The sequence below is a fragment of the Nocardia sp. NRRL S-836 genome (assembly GCF_001279525.1).
Taxonomy (GTDB): Bacteria; Actinomycetota; Actinomycetes; order Mycobacteriales; family Pseudonocardiaceae; genus Lentzea.
The window spans coordinates 93649-110292 of the sequence record NZ_LGDY01000165.1 but is presented as its reverse complement, the minus strand read 5'-3'; the positions used below and the strand labels follow the sequence as shown (position 1 = coordinate 110292).

General features: G+C 72.9%; 10 protein-coding genes. 6 read left to right on the top strand and 4 right to left on the bottom strand.

Annotation, left to right across the window (positions count from 1 at the left end; translation table 11 throughout):
* Positions 1–12 precede the first annotated feature (12 nt).
* Positions 13–990, top strand: coding sequence for a 4-hydroxy-3-methylbut-2-enyl diphosphate reductase (locus tag ADL03_RS43115; RefSeq protein ID WP_053739452.1), 978 nt, complete (start codon positions 13–15; stop codon positions 988–990).
* Between the two features lie 151 nt (positions 991–1141).
* On the opposite strand, the gene ADL03_RS43110 is transcribed toward ADL03_RS43115, so the two are convergent.
* Both ADL03_RS43110 and ADL03_RS43105 read right to left on the bottom strand, forming a co-directional pair.
* Positions 1142–1861, bottom strand: a complete 720-nt coding sequence (locus tag ADL03_RS43110) for a DUF6542 domain-containing protein (protein ID WP_197289152.1) — start codon at positions 1859–1861, stop codon at positions 1142–1144.
* Positions 1862–1951: 90 nt separating this feature from the next.
* Entirely contained in the window at positions 1952–2863 is a 912-nt protein-coding gene (locus ADL03_RS43105; RefSeq protein WP_053739450.1) for a DNA recombination protein RmuC, read from the bottom strand.
* Between the two features lie 99 nt (positions 2864–2962).
* Here ADL03_RS43105 and ADL03_RS43100 point away from each other — a divergent pair, with 99 nt between their 5' ends.
* A complete protein-coding gene (locus ADL03_RS43100) occupies positions 2963–4102 on the top strand; it encodes an exonuclease SbcCD subunit D (RefSeq protein ID WP_053739449.1) in 1140 nt (379 codons plus the stop codon).
* Positions 4099–6975 carry an AAA family ATPase gene (locus ADL03_RS43095; RefSeq protein WP_053739448.1) on the top strand — a complete coding sequence of 959 codons (2877 nt, stop codon included), beginning with the start codon at positions 4099–4101 and terminating at the stop codon, positions 6973–6975. Before ADL03_RS43100 ends, ADL03_RS43095 begins: the two co-directional genes overlap by 4 nt.
* Before the next feature lie 1086 nt (positions 6976–8061).
* Here the strand turns inward: ADL03_RS43095 and ADL03_RS43090 are convergent.
* A complete protein-coding gene (locus tag ADL03_RS43090) occupies positions 8062–8577 on the bottom strand; it encodes a methylated-DNA--[protein]-cysteine S-methyltransferase (RefSeq protein ID WP_053739447.1) in 516 nt (171 codons plus the stop codon).
* Positions 8574–9872, bottom strand: a complete 1299-nt coding sequence (locus tag ADL03_RS43085; RefSeq protein ID WP_053739446.1) for a bifunctional transcriptional activator/DNA repair enzyme AdaA — start codon at positions 9870–9872, stop codon at positions 8574–8576. The genes ADL03_RS43090 and ADL03_RS43085 overlap by 4 nt, the downstream gene beginning before the upstream one ends.
* Before the next feature lie 80 nt (positions 9873–9952).
* Here ADL03_RS43085 and ychF point away from each other — a divergent pair, with 80 nt between their 5' ends.
* From ychF to ADL03_RS43070, 3 genes are all read left to right on the top strand, one after another.
* Positions 9953–11032: a redox-regulated ATPase YchF gene (gene ychF / locus ADL03_RS43080; RefSeq protein ID WP_053739445.1), complete on the top strand. Its 1080-nt coding sequence runs from the start codon at positions 9953–9955 to the stop codon at positions 11030–11032.
* A gap of 129 nt (positions 11033–11161) precedes the next feature.
* On the top strand, positions 11162–13897 hold the full coding sequence (locus ADL03_RS43075; RefSeq protein WP_053739444.1) for a BTAD domain-containing putative transcriptional regulator: 2736 nt from the start codon (positions 11162–11164) through the stop codon (positions 13895–13897).
* The gene (locus ADL03_RS43070; RefSeq protein WP_053739443.1) at positions 13894–16599 is read left to right on the top strand and encodes an AfsR/SARP family transcriptional regulator; all 2706 of its coding nucleotides are present in this window, start codon (positions 13894–13896) and stop codon (positions 16597–16599) included. Before ADL03_RS43075 ends, ADL03_RS43070 begins: the two co-directional genes overlap by 4 nt.
* The last annotated feature ends 45 nt before the right edge of the window (positions 16600–16644 follow it).

The following is a 16644-nucleotide window of genomic DNA, read 5'->3' as shown; positions in this document are numbered from 1 at the left end:
ACAGCGCGACAAATGCCTAGGAACGGTCCTGGGTACCCTGGAGACATGCCCAAGCGAGTCCTGTTGGCGAAGCCGCGTGGTTACTGCGCGGGCGTTGATCGTGCCGTCGAGACGGTCGAGCTCGCCCTCGAGAAGTACGGCGCGCCCGTCTACGTGCGCAAGGAGATCGTCCACAACAAGTACGTCGTGGAGACCCTGTCCGACCGGGGCGCGATCTTCGTCAACGAGACGGACGAGGTGCCCGAGGGCGCGCTCGTGGTGTTCTCGGCCCACGGTGTGTCACCGGCGGTGCACGAGGAGGCGGCGCAGCGGTCGTTGCGCACCATCGACGCCACCTGCCCGCTGGTGACCAAGGTGCACAAGGAAGCGGTGCGCTTCGCCAAGGAGGACTACGACATCCTCCTGATCGGCCACGAGGGCCACGAGGAGGTCGAGGGCACCGCCGGTGAGGCACCCGACCACGTGCGGCTCGTGGACACCGCCGAGGACGCGGCCACCGTCGAGGTGCGCGACCCGAGCAAGGTGATCTGGCTGTCGCAGACGACGCTCTCGGTCGACGAGACCATGGTGCGCGTCCGGCAGCTCAAGGACCGCTTCCCCGAGCTGCAGGACCCGCCCTCGGACGACATCTGCTACGCCACCTCGAACCGCCAGACCGCGGTGAAGACCATGGCGCCGTCGTGCGACCTGGTGCTGGTGGTGGGCTCCAAGAACTCCTCCAACTCCGTCCGGCTGGTCGAGGTGGCGCTGCAGCACGGTGCCAAGGCCTCGTACCTGGTCGACTACGCCAAGGAGGTCGACCTGGCGTGGCTCGACGGCGTCGAGACCGTCGGCGTCACGTCGGGCGCGTCGGTCCCGGACATCCTGGTGATGGAGCTGCTGAAGTTCCTCGAGTCGCACGGTTTCGGCGAGGTCGAGGAGATCACGACGGCGAACGAGAAGATCGCCTTCGCGTTGCCGCGCGAGCTCCGCAAGGACCTCGTCCGCTAGTCCTCCGCAGTGCCCGCGGGGCGCTCCAGCACACCTCAGGGTGCGCGGGGGCGCCCCGCTTGCGTTCAGCCGGGGGTGCGGTCGACGTCGAGCGACCACGATCCGTTGTGCGCGGTTGCCGGGTGCGATCCCGGACGACCGGTCGGGCTGGTCAGCGGTCTTCGCGCGGCGGCCGGGGGCGGCGCTGGCCGGCCGGGCGCTCGCCACGGGCGGCGCCTTCCGGACGTGGGCGGCGGGCCGGAGCACCCTCGGGACGCGGACGACGCGCAGGGGCCCCCTCGGGCCGTGGGCGGCGTGGACGCTCCTCGGGTTCCTCCGGAGCCTCTTCGCGTGCGGGCTTGCGTGCGGGCTTGCTGCGCGCCTTGAGCTCGGCCTTCGCCTCGCGGACCTCGTCGGCGGTCGGGCGGTTGGGGTCCTTCTGCAGGAAGATCCGCAGGATGCCCAGCCCGACGGTGACGGCGGTGGTGATCGCCATGACCGGGAAGCTGTCGATCAGCGGCTTGCCCAGGCCCAGCGCCATGCTGGCGAGGCCGCCCTTCTGCACCTCGCCGGTCTGCAGGACCAGCAGCGGGACGGTGGCGGCGAGGACGAGCGGCGGCTGCACCATCGGCGCGAACAGGCTGCGGCGCTGCACCAGCAGGATCGCGGCGAGCGCACCGGCGAAGAACGCGACGTTGAACGTCCAGCCGACGGTCTTGGTGGCGTTGATGTCGATGAACGCACTGACGGCCGCCGGGACCCACGCGCAGAGGATCGCGGCCCACCACGGGATGCCCTTGAACGACCCGCCGATCGCCCGGTAGTTCCACGGCACGGCGTCGTAGTCCTCGACCTCGTCGAGGACGTCCTGACGGTCACGCAGCTCACTCACGAGGCACACGGTAGCCGTTCGGCCATTCGGTGTTCGTCAGTCCGTGGTTATCTCACGCAGAAGCAACCTCATTGCACGCTCTGTGCGTTTTTATGCGGACTGTTCGTCCGCCCTTCGGACGAGCGGGAGGGGCGTAGGGGTGGCGGAGGCGTCGGTGAGTGGTTCCACGCTGGCCCGGAACCCCTCCAGGGCGTCCAGCTCACGGCGCCGCGCGCTCAGGAAGCGCTGCAGGTGGGTCGTGGAGAGGTTGACCGCGTCGATGGCGCTGTCGGCGGCGCGGTGGGCCCGGCCGGCCTGCAGGCGGACCTGTTCGACGTCGTCGGCCAGTGCCCGTTCGGTCACCGCGAACATGGCGGAGGAGGCGATCACGGCGAACCCGGTCGGGCCGCACAGGAACACCCGGCGGTCGAGCAGCCAGCGCAGCAGCTCGGGGTCGGTGTCCAGGGCGGCGACGACGGCGCCGTCGTTGGGGACGAACATGATCGTGCCGTAGATCGCGTCGGCCCAGCGCTGGTAGCCCTTGCCGGCCAGCTCCGCGGCCCGCGAGCGGATGTTGCGGACGTGCACGCGCAGCGCGTCCTGGCGTTCCTGCGGGTCGTCGGTCTCGACCGCCTCCGCCCAGGTCGCCATCGACATCTTCGAGTCGACCGGGACCGCGCGGCCGCCGCCGACGTTGAGCACCATGTCGGGCCGGACCGAGCCGCCGCCGGCCACGTCCGTCTGCAGCGTGTAGTGCAGGTTCTCCCTCAGCCCGAGTGCGCGCGCCGTCTCGACGAGCACCTGTTCGCCGAGCTCGCCGCGGCCGGAGACGCTGGAGAACGCCACTTCGTAGCGCTGCAACGCCGCCTGTTGCGCGTCCACGCGCGCGCGTTCGGCCTGGATGGCGAGCATGGCCTCGTCGGTGCGGCGGACGCCGTCCTGGTACAGGCGCCAGACGAACACCAGCGCCCCGGCGCACACGAGCGCCAGGACGAGCGAGGCGGTGATGATCACTGCGGTCACGGCACCGATGATGCTCCACCATCGATGTTGAACTCGATCGGGTGACACGCCGGGAACCCTGGCGGAGATTTGTCAGACCCCGTCTCTACGGTTGGGCCCATGCGGATCCTGCACACCTCCGACTGGCACGTGGGGCGGACCTTCCACGGCCGCGACCTCCTCGTGGAGCAGGAGTCGGTGCTGGGCGGCCTCGCTGACCTGGTCTCCTCCGAGAAGGTCGACGTGGTGGTCATCTCCGGCGACCTGTACGACCGCGCGGTGCCGTCGGCGGACGCGGTGTCGTTGTGCGCGCGGGTGTTGATGCGGATCCGCGCGGCCGGGGCGCGGATCGTGATCACACCGGGCAACCACGACTCGGCGGCCAGGATCGGCGTGTTCGGCGAGTTCGCCGCGGCCGGCGGGCTGCACCTGCGGACGTCGATCGCGGAGCTGGCCAGGCCGGTCGAGCTGGCGGACGAGCACGGACCCGTTGCGGTGTACGGGATCCCGTTCCTGGAACCGGAACCGGCGCGGCACGTCCTGGGAGTCGTGGAGAAGGGCCACGCCGGTGTGCTGACCGAGGCGATGCGGCGGGTGCGGGCCGACCTGGCCGGTCGCGCGGCGCGGTCGGTGGTGCTGGCGCACGCGTTCGTCACCGGCGGTGCGCCGTCGGAGTCGGAGCGGACCATCGCGGTCGGTGGCGTGCAGGACGTGTCCTCCCAGGTCTTCTCGGGCGTGGACTACGTGGCGCTGGGGCACCTGCACGGGCCGCAGACGCTGGCGGACAACCTGCGGTACTCGGGCAGCCCGCTCGCGTACTCGTTCTCCGAGGCGCGGCACCGCAAGTCGGTCTGGCTGGTGGAGCTCGACGCCGGTGGGCTCGTCGGCGTGGAGCGGCGCGACCTGCCGGTGCCGCGGGCCCTCGCGACGGTCACGGGCACGCTGGAGGGCGTGCTGACCGATCCGGCGCACACACCGCTGGAGGACCACTTCCTGTCGGTGGTGCTGACCGACCCGGTCCGGCCGATGGACGCGTTGCGGCAGCTGCAGAAGCGGTTCGAGCACGCGGTGCACGTGGAGTGGCGGCCGGAGCAGGGCCAGCAGCACACCATGACCTACGCCGAGCGGGTGCGCGGCCGCACCGACGAGGAGGTGGCCTGCTGCTTCGTCTCCGACGCGCGCGGGTCCGAGCCGTCGGAAGCGGAGAAGGCGTTGCTGCGCGAGGCTTTCGCGTCGGTGGCGAGGGAGCGCGAGCAATGAGGCTGCACCGCCTGGAGCTGACCGCGTTCGGCCCCTACCCGAGGCCGGAGGTGGTCGACTTCGACCAGCTCGGCGCGGACGGGCTGTTCCTGCTGCACGGCGACACCGGCGCGGGCAAGACGACGCTGCTCGACGCGGTGGCGTTCGCGCTGTTCGGCCGGGTGCCGGGCGCGCGCGGCGACGTGAAGAAGCTGCGCTGCGAGTACGCCGACCCGCAGACGCCGACCGAGGTGTCGCTGGAGCTGACGGTGCAGGCCCGCCGGTTCCGGATCGTGCGCTCGCCGGAGTTCGACCGGCCGAAGAAGCGCGGCGGCGGCTTCACCACGCAGCCCGCGAAGTGCTCGCTCACCTGGCTGGAGGGCTGGGACGGCGAGGGCATCACCCGCATCGACGACGTGGCCCGCGCGGTCGAGGACCTGCTCGGCATGTCGTACGAGCAGTTCTTCCAGGTGGTCCTGCTGCCCCAGGGGGAGTTCGCGCGGTTCCTGCGGTCGGACACGGCCGAGCGGGAGGTGCTGCTGGAGAAGCTCTTCGGCACCGAGCGGTTCCTGGACGTCGAGAAGTGGTTCCGCGACAGGCGCGTGATGGCGGGCCGGGTGCTGGAGGAACGCCGCCGCGGCGCGAACCAGCTGGTGCACCGGGTCGCCGAGGCCGCCGGCGAGGAGCCCTCCGACGAGCCGGACTGGCTGGAGTCGGTGCTCGACCGCCTGTCGCGCACGGTGAAGGACCTGGAGGAGCGGTCGGTGGAGACGGCCGGTCTCGCCGACTCGGCCGACGCGCTGCTGGCGCAGGCGCGGGTGCAGGCCGACCAGATCCGCCGCGTGCGCGAGGCCCGTGACCTGCTGGCCCGCGTCGAGGCCGCCGACTCCGCGGCGTGGTTCGCCGAACGCGACGCCGCCCGCCGCGCCGTCCCGGTCGTGCCCGCGCACACCGAGATCGCGAAGCTGCAGCAGTCCTACGAGTTCGCGGTGCGCGATGAGGCGCGTGCCGCGGAGGCGTTGCAGCGCCTGGGTCACACCGGCACGGAGCTGCGCGAGGACGCCGAGCGGTTCCGCGAGGAGGCCGGTGGGCTGGGCGAGCTGGCGGCGGAGGCCGAACGCCAGAAGGCCGACGAGCGCCGCCTGTCAGAGCTGAAGCACGCCTCCTCCCAGGTCGAACGCCGCCTGCTCGCGGTGAACACCGAGCTGGAGGTGCTGCCGGAGAAGCTGGCGCTGTGCCGGGCCCAGCTCGACGCGGCGGCCGAGGCGTCCGCGCGGCTGGAGGGCCTGAAGGCCAAGGCGGACGCCGCCGAGGCGCTGCCCGGCGCGCTGAAGGCGTTGGAGGCCCGCAAGAACGAGCTGCACCAGGCGATCGACGTGCACCAGAAAGCCAAGGACGTGCTCCAGCAGGTCCGCCACCAGCGGCTGGAGAACATGGCGATCGAGCTGGCGGCGGCGTTGCAGCGCGGCAAGCCGTGCGCGGTCTGCGGCTCGCCCAGCCACCCCGCTCCCGCCCAGCCGATACTCGGCGGGGTCGACGCCGCCGACGAGGAGGTGGCCGCGCGCGACGAGCAGGCCGCGCTCGAGCGGCGCAACGCGGCCGAGAAGGCCCAGCACGCCGCCGAGCTGCGCATCCAGTCGTGCTGGGAGGTGCTCGGCTCCGACGAGCCCGCCGCGGTCGTCGCCGAGCACCGCGCCGCCGCCGAGCTGGCCCGCAGCCGTTCGCAACGCCAGACGGAGTTCGTCGCGCTGGAGGCCAAGACCCGCGACCTGGGCGCGGAGAAGTCCCGCGTCGAGCAGGACCTCGTCGGCCTGCGCACCGAGCACGCCGCGCTGACCACGACCGTCGAGGTCCGCGCCGCCCGCCTGGACTCCGCGCGCGGCGAGCACGACGACGTGCTGACCCGCCGCGACCACCTGCTGCGCCTGGCCAAGGCCCTCGTGGAGCTGGCCGACCGCCGCTCCGCCCGTGACGCCGCACTGGCCCGCGTGGCCGAGCAGGAGGCGCTGGTCGCGGCACTGGCCGCGGAAGCCGGGTTCGCCGACGTGGCCGCCGCACTGGCCGCCGCCCGCCCCGCCGCCAAGCTGCAGGCGCTGGACGACCGCATCGCGGCCTGGGAACGCGCCCGCGCCAGCGCCCTCGCCACCCTGGAGGAGCTGGCCGAGGTCGACCCGGCCGACGGCGTGGACCTCGACGAGGTGACCGCCCAGGCCGCCACGGCCCGCGCGAACGCCTCCGAGGCCGCCACCCGCCTGTCCCGCGCCCGCGGCGCGTTCGAGCGCGTGAGCGAGCTGGCCGCCCGCCTGCGCGCCGAGCGGAAGGCCCTGGAGCCGCTGGAGGCCTCCTACGCCGAGCTGGACGCGCTGACCGACGTGATCAACGGCCGCGGCCAGAACTCCAAGAAGATGACCCTGCGCTCCTACATCCTGGCCGCCCGCCTGGAGGAGGTCGCCGTCGCCGCGTCCGCACGTCTGCAACGCATGAGCCAGGGCCGCTACAGCTTCGTCCACTCCGACTCCGCCGGCGCCCGCGGCACCCGCGGCGGCCTGAACCTCGACGTCCTCGACGACTACTCCGGCCGCGAACGCCCGGCCAAGACCCTGTCCGGCGGCGAGTCCTTCCTCGCCTCCCTCTCCCTGGCCCTCGGCCTCGCCGACGTCGTGGCCAACGAGACCGGCGGCGCCCTCCTCGACACCCTGTTCGTCGACGAGGGCTTCGGCACCCTCGACTCCGACACCCTCGACATCGTCATGAACACCCTGGACGAACTCCGCGCCGGCGGCCGCGTCGTGGGCCTCGTCTCCCACGTCGAGGAGCTCCGCCAACGCATCCCGACCCGCCTGCGCGTGCGCAAGGCCAGAACCGGTTCGACGCTGGAGGTCTCCCTGGCCTGACCAGCCCACCCGCGCGCCGCGCGGCGACCGCCCGGTGCCCGGTGGCGGGTCCGCCTGCGGCTGACGCGTAGCTGGTGGCGGCCGTCCGGCGACCGGTGGTGGGTCTGCCTGCGGCCGACGCGTAGCTGGTGGCGGGGTCGGCCGGTGGTGGGGTCGGCAGGCGGCCGGTCGTGGGTGAGCCGGGTGATCGGTGACGTGGGTTGCCCGGCGACCGCTGTGGTGGGTCGGTGGGGAACGGCTGCGGCGACGGTCAGCGGCGGCTCGGCAGGCTGTTCGGCGACGGGCACGGGTCGGCCTGCGGTCGACGCGTGCGGCTGGTGGCTGGCGCGCTGCTGCGTGGGCGACCACGGTAGGCCGGGCCGATGGGCGGTTGGCGCGGCTGCGGGACGGTTCGAGGCCTCGATGAGCACCGCGAAACGCTCGGCCGGTCGGGGCCGCACCAGGCGCCCCGCCCGCACCACAACCGGCACCAGCGGCGCGCGGGTCCGGGTGTCGCCACACCTGCGCGCGTCCCGAATCGGCCCTGCACCAGCGCGGCCCTGGTCAGCCCGCATCTGCGCGCGCCGCATTGGCCCGTGCCTGTGCGGCGTCCCCGCTCGGCCCGCGTGCCTGCGTGCGCCTGGACCGGCACACACACTTGCCGCCTGTGTTGCGTGTCTGGCCGGTCCGTACCGGCGCGTCCTCGATCGGCCCGTGCCTGTGCGTCGTCCCCGGTCAGCCCGCATCTGCGCGCGCTGCATTGGCCCGCACCTGCGCTGCGTCCCCGGTCGGCCCGCGTGTGTGCGTGTGCCCGGTCCGGTAGGCGCACCTGCTGCCTGTGTCGCGTGTCTGGCCGGTCCGCACCGGCGCGTCCTCGATCGGCCCGCACCTGCTGCGTCCCCGCTCGGCCCGCGTATCTGCGTGCGTCCGGACCGGTAGGCGCGCCTGCTGCCTGTGCCGCGTGTCTGGCCGGTCCACACTGGCGCGTCTCGGGATGTCCCGCGCCTGCGCGTCCTCGATCAGTCCGTGCCTGTGCGTCGTCCCCGCTCGGCCCGCGTACCTGCGTCCGCCCCGACCGGCACGCGGCCCTGCCACCTCCCGCCCCTCCTACCCTTCCTGCCCCTCCGACCCCTCGTGCGCCAGCAGCCAGCGCTTCACGTCCAGCCCCCACCGGAACCCGCCGAGGTCCCCGCCGATCCGGATCACCCGGTGGCACGGCACGAACAGCGCGGCGGAGTTCCGCGCGCAGGCCGAGGCCGCCGCACGCACCGCCGCCGGTCGGCCGGACATGACCGCGTACTCGGTGTAGGTGACCGGCTCGCCCGCGCGGACGGTGCGCAGGACGTCCCACGCGTGCTGCAGGAACGGGCCGGACTTCTGCCGCACCTCGACCGAGTCGATCACGGTCAGGTCGCCCTCGTGGTAGGTCTGCACGGCCTTCGTCACGGTGCCGAGGTCGGGGCGCCAGATGATCTCCGACGGCATCAGTGACGGGTGGATCTGCGGCGTCAGCAGGTCGAGGTCGGCGGTCCAGCCGCTGGCCAGCACCGCGCCGTCCGCTGTGACGACGGCCGTGAACGGGCCCGCCGGGGTGTCCACAGTGGACGAATGTGCGACGCTCATGAGGTTGCTGCCTTCCTTGTCAGGTGTGCGCTCGCGTAGGAGCGCCACGGCCGCCAGTCCGGGCCGTGTGCGGCGAGATCGCGCAGGGGTGGCGGGAGCACCAGCACGTCCGGTGCGCCCAGGACCCGCATGGCCACCTCGTCGGCGACGTGCCTGCCGACCAGGGGTGCGAGCTCTTCGGTCAGGTCTTCGATCGAGCGGCCCACGTCCACGGCGAGTCTGCCGTTCGCCAGTGCTTCGGCCACGGGGTGGTCGCCCGCCGAGTACAGGTGGGTCAGGGAACCGTCCGGGACCTGCAGCGGGACGCCCGCGAACGGGGCGACCAGGCGCAGCAGGGTCTCGGCGCCGTCCACGCTGCCGGCGACGCGGATGCCGGGCACCGCGCGGACCAGCGGGCCGATGACCGGGTCGGTGCCGAGGAACGTGTCCACGGCGACCGGGTCGGCGTCGAGGTCCAGCAGGCGCCGCACCCGTGCGACGGCCGCGCCCAGGTCGCGCACGTCGGCCAGGCGCAGCGAGCACAGGACGTGGTCCGCCGGGAACGTCAGGCGCGCGGTCGCCTCGCCGTGGGGCAGCAGCAGGGTGCGGGCGTAGGAGTCCTCGGTGACCTCCTCGACGCCGGGCAGGGCGTGCGCGCGGAAGTGCGCGAGCAGGCCCACGGCGTCGAACGGGGGCCGGTAGGGCAGGCGCAGGACGATCCGGCCCGGTGTGCCGACCGGTGCCTTGCCGCGGCCGCGCATGTCGGACGGCGTCGAGGCGAACACCATGCGGATGGTGTCGTTGAACTGCCGGATCGAGGCGAACCCGGCGGCGAACGCGATGTCGGCGAACGCCATCTCGGTCGTCTCGATCAGCAACCGGGCGGCGTGCGCGCGGTGAGCGCGGGCCAGTGCCAGCGGACCGGCGCCCAGCTCGGCGGTGAGGACGCGCGTGAGGTGGCGTTCCGAGTAGCCGAGCTTCGCGGCCAGGCCGCTCACGCCGTCGCGTTCGACCACGCCGTCGCTGATCAGCCGCATCGCGCGGGCGGCCAGGTCGGCGCGCAGGTTCCACTCCGGCGAGCCGGGCGTGGCGTCGGGCAGGCAACGGCGGCACGCGCGGAAGCCCGCGGACTGCGCGGCGGCCGCGGTGAGGAAGAACCGGCTGTTGCGGCGCTTCGGGGTCACCGCGGGGCACGACGGACGGCAGTAGATGCCGGTCGTGCGGACCGCGTGGATGAAGCACCCGTCGAACCGGGCGTCCCGTGCGGCGCACACCCGGTACGCGTGCTCCTCGTCGATGACCGTGCCAGTGACCATGGCACCGATCCTGCCAGCGGCAACGAGCAATGGCTCGCGGGAATCGGACACGACCGTCGGCTGCCGTAGACTCGTCCCCCGTGAGTTTGACCCTCGGTATCGTCGGCCTGCCCAACGTCGGCAAGTCCACCCTCTTCAACGCACTGACGCGCAACGACGTGCTCGCCGCGAACTACCCGTTCGCGACCATCGAGCCGAACGTCGGCGTCGTGCCGCTGCCGGACGCGCGGCTGACCAAGCTCGCCGAGATCTTCGGCTCCGAGCGCGAGGTCCCGGCCGTGGTGTCGTTCGTCGACATCGCCGGCATCGTCAAGGGCGCGTCGGAGGGCGAGGGCCTCGGCAACAAGTTCCTCGCCAACATCCGCGAGGCCAACGCGATCTGCCAGGTCATCCGCGTGTTCGACGACCCGGACGTGGTCCACGTCGACGGCCGCGTCGACCCGGCCTCCGACATGGAGACGATCAACACCGAGCTGATCCTCGCCGATCTCCAGACCCTGGAGAAGGCCGTTCCGCGCCTGGAGAAGGAGGCGCGGATGCAGAAGGACCGCCGCCCCGCTCTGGAGGCGGCGCAGAAGGCCAAGGAGATCCTCGACTCCGGTCGCACGCTGTTCTCCGCGAAGTCCGAGGTGGACCACGCGCTGATCCGCGAGCTCTCCCTGCTGACGACCAAGCCGTTCCTGTACGTCTTCAACGCCGACGAGGGCGTCCTGGGCGACGAGGCCCGGCAGAAGGAGCTGCGCGAGCTGGTCGCACCGGCCGACGCGGTGTTCCTGGACGCGAAGGTCGAGTCCGAGCTGCTGGAGCTGGACGAGGAGTCCGCGCTCGAACTGTTGGAGTCGATCGGCCAGCACGAGCCCGGCCTCCACTCGCTGGCCCGCGCCGGCTTCCACACGCTGGGCCTGCAGACCTACCTGACGGCCGGTCCGAAGGAAGCCCGCGCGTGGACGATCCCGCAGGGCGCCACGGCACCGCAGGCGGCGGGCGTCATCCACACCGACTTCGAGAAGGGCTTCATCAAGGCCGAGGTCGTGTCGTTCGACGACCTGGTGGCCGCGGGCTCGAAGGCGGACGCCAAGGCCGCGGGCAAGGTCCGCATGGAGGGCAAGGACTACGTCATGGCCGACGGCGACGTGGTGGAGTTCCGCTTCAACGTCTGAGCAAGGGCGTTCGGTGTTCGGTTGTGACCGAACACCGAACGCCGTGAAAGGCCCCTCCGCGGAGGGGCCTTTCACGTGTCACGGCAGCTCCCGGCGGTGAGATCACCGGCACACCTAGACTCTCGGGGTGTGACCGTCGAGTACCGCGTCCTGGGGCCGCTGCAGGTGCTCGCCGACGGTGAGCCCGTCGTGGTCCCGGCCGGTCGGGGGCGGGTGCTGCTCGCCACGCTGTTGTTGCGCGCCAACGAGTTCGTGTCCGTCGATGAGCTGGTGGACCGGCTGTGGGAGGGTGCGCCGCCTGCGGCGGACCGGGCGCACAAGACGTTGCAGACGGTGGTGCTGCGGCTGCGGCAGGCGCTCGGGGCGGCCAACTGCGTCCGGACGGTGTCCGGTGGGTACACGGCCCGGGTCGAGGCGGACCAGCTCGACCTCACCCGGTTCCGCGCGCTGGTGGAGCGGGGGGAGTTCCGGGCCGCGCTGGAGCTGTGGCGGGGGCCGGTGCTGGCCGACGTCGTCAGCGAGGCGTTGCACCGCGACGACGTGCCGCCGCTGCTGGAGGAGCAGGTCGTGGCGCTGGAGCGGCGCATCGACCAGGACCTGACGCGCGACACCGACGTGCTCGTGCCCGAGCTGCGGTCGTTGATCAGGAAGCACCCGCTGCGGGAGACGTTCTGGGCGCAGCTGATGCTCGCGCTGCACCGGTCGAACCAGCAGGCGGAGGCGCTCGCGGTCTACGAGGAGGTGCGTGCGCACCTCGCCGACGAGCTCGGGGTGGACCCCGGCCGACGGCTCCGCGACGCGCACCGGCAGGTGCTCGGCGGTGAGGCTCCGGCCGGCGCCGTGCCGCGCCAGCTGCCGGCCGGCGTCCCGCACTTCGTCGGCAGGGAACGGGAGCTGGCCCGGCTCAGCGAGATGATGGACACCCGGCCCGGTGAGCCGGTGCTGATCTCCGCGATCAACGGGATCGGTGGCGTCGGCAAGACCGCGCTGGCCGTGCAGTGGGCGCACCGGCAGGCGGAGCGGTTCCCGGACGGGCAGCTCTACGTGAACCTGCGCGGGTTCGACGTCCAGGCCGAGCCGGTCGACCCGTTCTCGGTGGCCCGCGACTTCCTGGCGGCGCTGGGCATGAACCCCGGCGAGGTGCCCAAGTCGGATGACGCGCTGGTCGCGGCCTACCGGTCGGCGCTGGCCAAGCGCCGGATGCTGCTGTTGCTGGACAACGCGCGCGATGTCGACCAGGTGCGGCCGTTGCTGCCCGGCGGGGCGGCCAACCTGGTGCTCATCACCAGCCGCAACCGGCTCAGCGGGCTGGTGGCCAGGGAGGGTGCCCAGCCGGTTGCCCTCGACGTGCTCGACGAGCCGCAGGCGGTCGCGCTGCTCACCGAACGGTTCGGTGCCGACCGGATCGCTGCCGAGCCGGAGGCGGTGCGGCGGCTGGTCGAGCGCTGTGCCGGGTTGCCGCTGGCGCTCGGCATCGTCGCGGCCCGCGCGGCGTACGGCGACTCGCTCACGGCACTCGCGGACGAGCTCGACGAGGAACGGCTCGACGCCCTCGACCTCGACGACCCGACCACCGGCATCCGTGCTGTCTTCTCGTGGTCGCTGCGGTCGGTCAGCGACACCGCGGCCGGCGTGTTCGTCCTGCTCGGCCTGCATCCGGGCCCGGACTTCACCGCCATCGCCGTCGCGAGCCTCGCCGCGCTCCCGATGACCCAGGCCCGCCGCGCGCTCACCGAGCTGGTCGGCGGCAACCTCGTGCACCTCGGCGAGGACGGCCGGTACACGCAGCACGACCTGCTGCGCGACTACGCGGCGGAGCGAGCGGCCGCACTGCCGGCCGGGGTCAGGGCCGATGCGTTGCGCCGGATGTTCGACCACTACCTGCACAGCGCGCACGCGTGCTGGCAGCAGCTGTCGTTCAACATCCCGCCGACCGTGACCGGGCCGCCCGCGCCGGGGGTGCTGCTCGACCCGGTGCGGGACGTGGACACGGCGTGGACCCGGTTCGAGGCCGAGCGGTGGGTGCTGCTCAGCGCCGTCGAACGAGCGGCCGAGCTTGGGGCCGACGACTTCGTCTGGCGGGTGATGCACGCGTTGCACGGGTTCCTGTCCCGGCAGGGGCACCAGCGCGAGGCCGAGCACGGGCACCGGCTGGGACTGGCGGCGGCGCAACGGCTCGGTGACTTCGACGCGCAGAGCATCATGCACCGCAGGCTCGCCGCGACTTACATCAACAGCGTCCGGCACGACACCGCCGAGTTCCACCTGCGCGAGGCGATCCGGTGTGCGCGGCCGGGTGGCGACGTCCTCGCGGAGGCGCACCTGCGGCGCGGGCTCGCGTTCAGCTTCGACAAGCAGGGCCGGTACGCGGAGGCGCTCGACGTGCTGGCCGAGGTGCACCCGCGCATCGAGGACCACCACGACAGCTACGAGGTGGGCCGGCACCTCGCCGCGTTCGGCAGGGCGCACCTCAGAGTGGGCGACGGGGCCAGGGCGCTGGAACTCTGCCTGCGGGCGGCCGAGAAGTTCGCCGAGACGGAGTTCAACGGCCAGGACGAGGGGCCGTCCGCGAACCAGGAGAACCTGGGCGAGGTCTACCTCGCCCTCGGCCGGCACGCGGAGGCCATCGCCTCCTACGAGCGGGCGCTGGTGGGGTGGCGGGAGATGCGCAGCGCCAGCAACGTGGCCGACGGACTCATCCTCCTCGGCACGGCACTCATCGCGGCGGGTGACACCAGGCGTGCGCGCGAATGCCTCACCGAGGCGCGGCAGATCATCGAGGGGGCGCTGGACGTGGAGTTCGAGCTGCACCAGCTGGACCGGGTGCGCGACCTGCTCGCCCAGGCCGGGGGCGAGGCGCGGTGAAGGCCGAGTACCGGGTGCTGGGACCGTTGCAGGTGCTGCTCGACGGCGAACCGGTCACGGTGCCGGGCGGTCGGTGCCGGGTCCTGCTCGCCACGTTGTTGTTGCGCGCCAACGAGGTCGTGTCCGTCGGCGAGCTGGTGAAGCGGCTTTGGGACGGTGCGCCACCGGCGCAGGAACGTGCGCACAAGACGTTGCAGATGGTCGTGAACAGGCTGCGGCAGGCCCTCGGAGCGGCCGGGTGCGTCACCACCCACGGCGGCGGGTACATGGCGGAGATCGCGCCGGAACAGCTCGACCTCACGCGGTTCCGCGCGCTGGCCGAGCAGGGTGAACCGCACGCCGCGCTGGCGTTGTGGCGTGGCCCGGTGCTGGCGGACGTGGTCTCCGAGCCGTTGCACCGCGATGACGTGCCGGCCCTGCTGGAGGAACACGCCGCGGTGCTGGAGCGCCGCATCGACCAGGACCTGACGCGTGACACCGCCGTGCTCGTGCCGGAGCTGCGGTCGCTGGTGCAGAAGCACCCGCTGCGGGAGACGTTCTGGGCGCAGCTCGTGCTGGCGCTGCACCGGTCGGACCAGCAGGCCGAGGCGCTCGCGGTCTACGACGAGGTCCGCGGTCTTCTGGCCCGCGAGCTCGGTGTCGAGCCCGGCCGCCGGCTGCGGGAGGCGCACCGGCAGGTGCTCGGCGGTGAGGTGCCGCCCGACGTCGTGCCGCGTCAGCTGCCGGCCGGCGTCCGGCACTTCGTCGGGCGGGAACGGGAGCTGGCCCGCATCGGCGCGGCGGTGGAGGCCCGGCGCGGTGAGCCGGTGCTGATCTCGGCGATCAACGGGATCGGCGGCGTGGGCAAGACGGCGCTGGCCGTGCGGTGGGCACATCAGCACGCCGACCGGTTTCCGGACGGGCAGCTCCACGTGAACCTGCGCGGGTTCGACGTCCAGGCCGAGCCGGTCGACCCGGTCTCGGTGGCCCGCGACCTGCTCATCGCCCTCGGCACGCCACCCGGCGCCGTGCCGTCGTCGCGGGACGCGCTCCTCACGGCCTACCGGGCGGCGCTGGCCCCGCGCCGCGTGCTGTTGGTGCTCGACAACGCCCGTGACGCGGAGCAGGTGCGGCCGCTGCTGCCCGGTGGCACCGCGCCCCTCGTGCTGATCACCAGCCGCAACCGCCTCGGCGAGCTGGTGACGGGACAGGGCGCGCAGCTGATCGACCTCGACGTGCTCGACGCCGGACAGGCGGTGGAGCTGCTGACCGGGCGGATCGGCACGGCGCGGGTCGGTGCGGAGCCGGGAGCGGTGCGGCGGCTGGTGAAGCGCTGCGGCGGGTTGCCGCTGGCGCTCGGGATCGTCGCGGCCCGCGCGGTGTGGGGCGACTCGCTCACCACCCTGGCGGACGAGCTCGACCAGGAACGCCTCGGCGCGCTCGACGTCGACGACGACCCGGCGACCGGCGTCCGCGGGGTGTTCTCGTGGTCGCTGCGGTCGGTCAGCGCGGTGGCGGCCAGGGTGTTCGTGCTGCTCGGCCTGCATCCGGGGCCGGAGTTCACCGTCGACGCGGTGGCCAGCCTCGCCGCGGTGCGACCGGCGCAGGCCCGCAAGGCGATCGACGAGCTCGTCGCCGGCAACCTGGTCGAGACCGGTGAGAATGGCCGGTTCAGCCAGCACGACCTGTTGCGCGACTACGCGGCCGAACGCGCGGCCCTGCTGCCCGAAGCCGAGCGGGCCGCCGCGGTGCGCCGGATGTTCGACCACTACCTGCACACCTCGATGCGCGCCGCGGCGCAGGTGCGGTCCGTGGCCGCCGATCCGCCGGTCCCGCCGCCGGTCGCCCGCGCGGTCGTCGTGCCGGTCGCCGGCCTGGCCGCCGCGAGCGAGTGGTTCGAGGCGGAGCGGGCCACGCTGCTGCGGGTCGTGACGCACGCGGTGGGGGAGAAGGCCGACGACGTCGCGTGGGCGCTCGCGTTCTCGATGCACCTGCCGGTCCTGCGCTCCGGTGACCTCGCCGCGGCCAAGGCGCTCAACCTGCAGGGCCTCGCGGCGGCGGAACGCGCGGGCGACCGCTGGGGCCGGGCCCGGTTGCACCGCGCCTGTTCGGGCACCTGCATCGCCGCCCGTGAGCTGGATCAGGCGGAACGGCACCTCCTGGCGGCGCTGGCGCTGGACGAAGGCGACGACGCGGCCGAGGTCACGCTCTCCAGGGGACTGGGCCAGGTGCACGTGTTCCAGGGCCGCCCGGACAGGGCGGTGGCGGCGCTGCTCGCGGTGCGGGACAAGGCAGAGCGCGTCGCCGACGAGGTGGAACGGGCGAACTACCTGGCCACCCTCGGTGACTACCTCGGGCTGGCCGGCGACCACGACCGCGCGCTCGCGGTCGGTGAGCAGGCGAGGGCGGTGCTGAGGGCGAGCGACCGCGCGCCGGGCTCGGTGACGTGCCGGAACCTGGAGTCGCTCGCGGCACTGCACCTGCGGGCCGGTCGCCACGCCGAGGCCGTCGCGCTCTACGAGGAGTCGATCGGGCTGCTGCGGTCCATGCGTGCGACCTACAACCTGGCGCACTCGCTGGTGCTGCTGGGAAAGGTGCACCAGGAAATGGGCGACTCGGAGCAGTGCGAAGCGCATTTGCAGGAAGCCGAGGCCATTATCGGCGACCGTGATGACGCATCGTCACAAGATGTGCGCGCAGAGCTGAATGCCGTGCGGGGCTAGAAAAAATCAGGTTTGTACCGACGTCTGTGGGGTAACCGAGTTGAG

Bases quoted from the DNA above. Each gene is read 5' to 3' on its own strand.
- ADL03_RS43115 (WP_053739452.1), top strand. From the start codon at position 13: ATGCCTAGGAACGGTCCTGGGTACCCTGGAGACATGCCCAAGCGAGTC.
- ADL03_RS43095 (WP_053739448.1), top strand. From the start codon at position 4,099: ATGAGGCTGCACCGCCTGGAGCTGACCGCGTTCGGCCCCTACCCGAGG.
- ADL03_RS43090 (WP_053739447.1), bottom strand. From the start codon at position 8,577: ATGAGCGTCGCACATTCGTCCACTGTGGACACCCCGGCGGGCCCGTTC.
- ADL03_RS43100 (WP_053739449.1), top strand. From the start codon at position 2,963: ATGCGGATCCTGCACACCTCCGACTGGCACGTGGGGCGGACCTTCCAC.
- ADL03_RS43085 (WP_053739446.1), bottom strand. From the start codon at position 9,872: ATGGTCACTGGCACGGTCATCGACGAGGAGCACGCGTACCGGGTGTGC.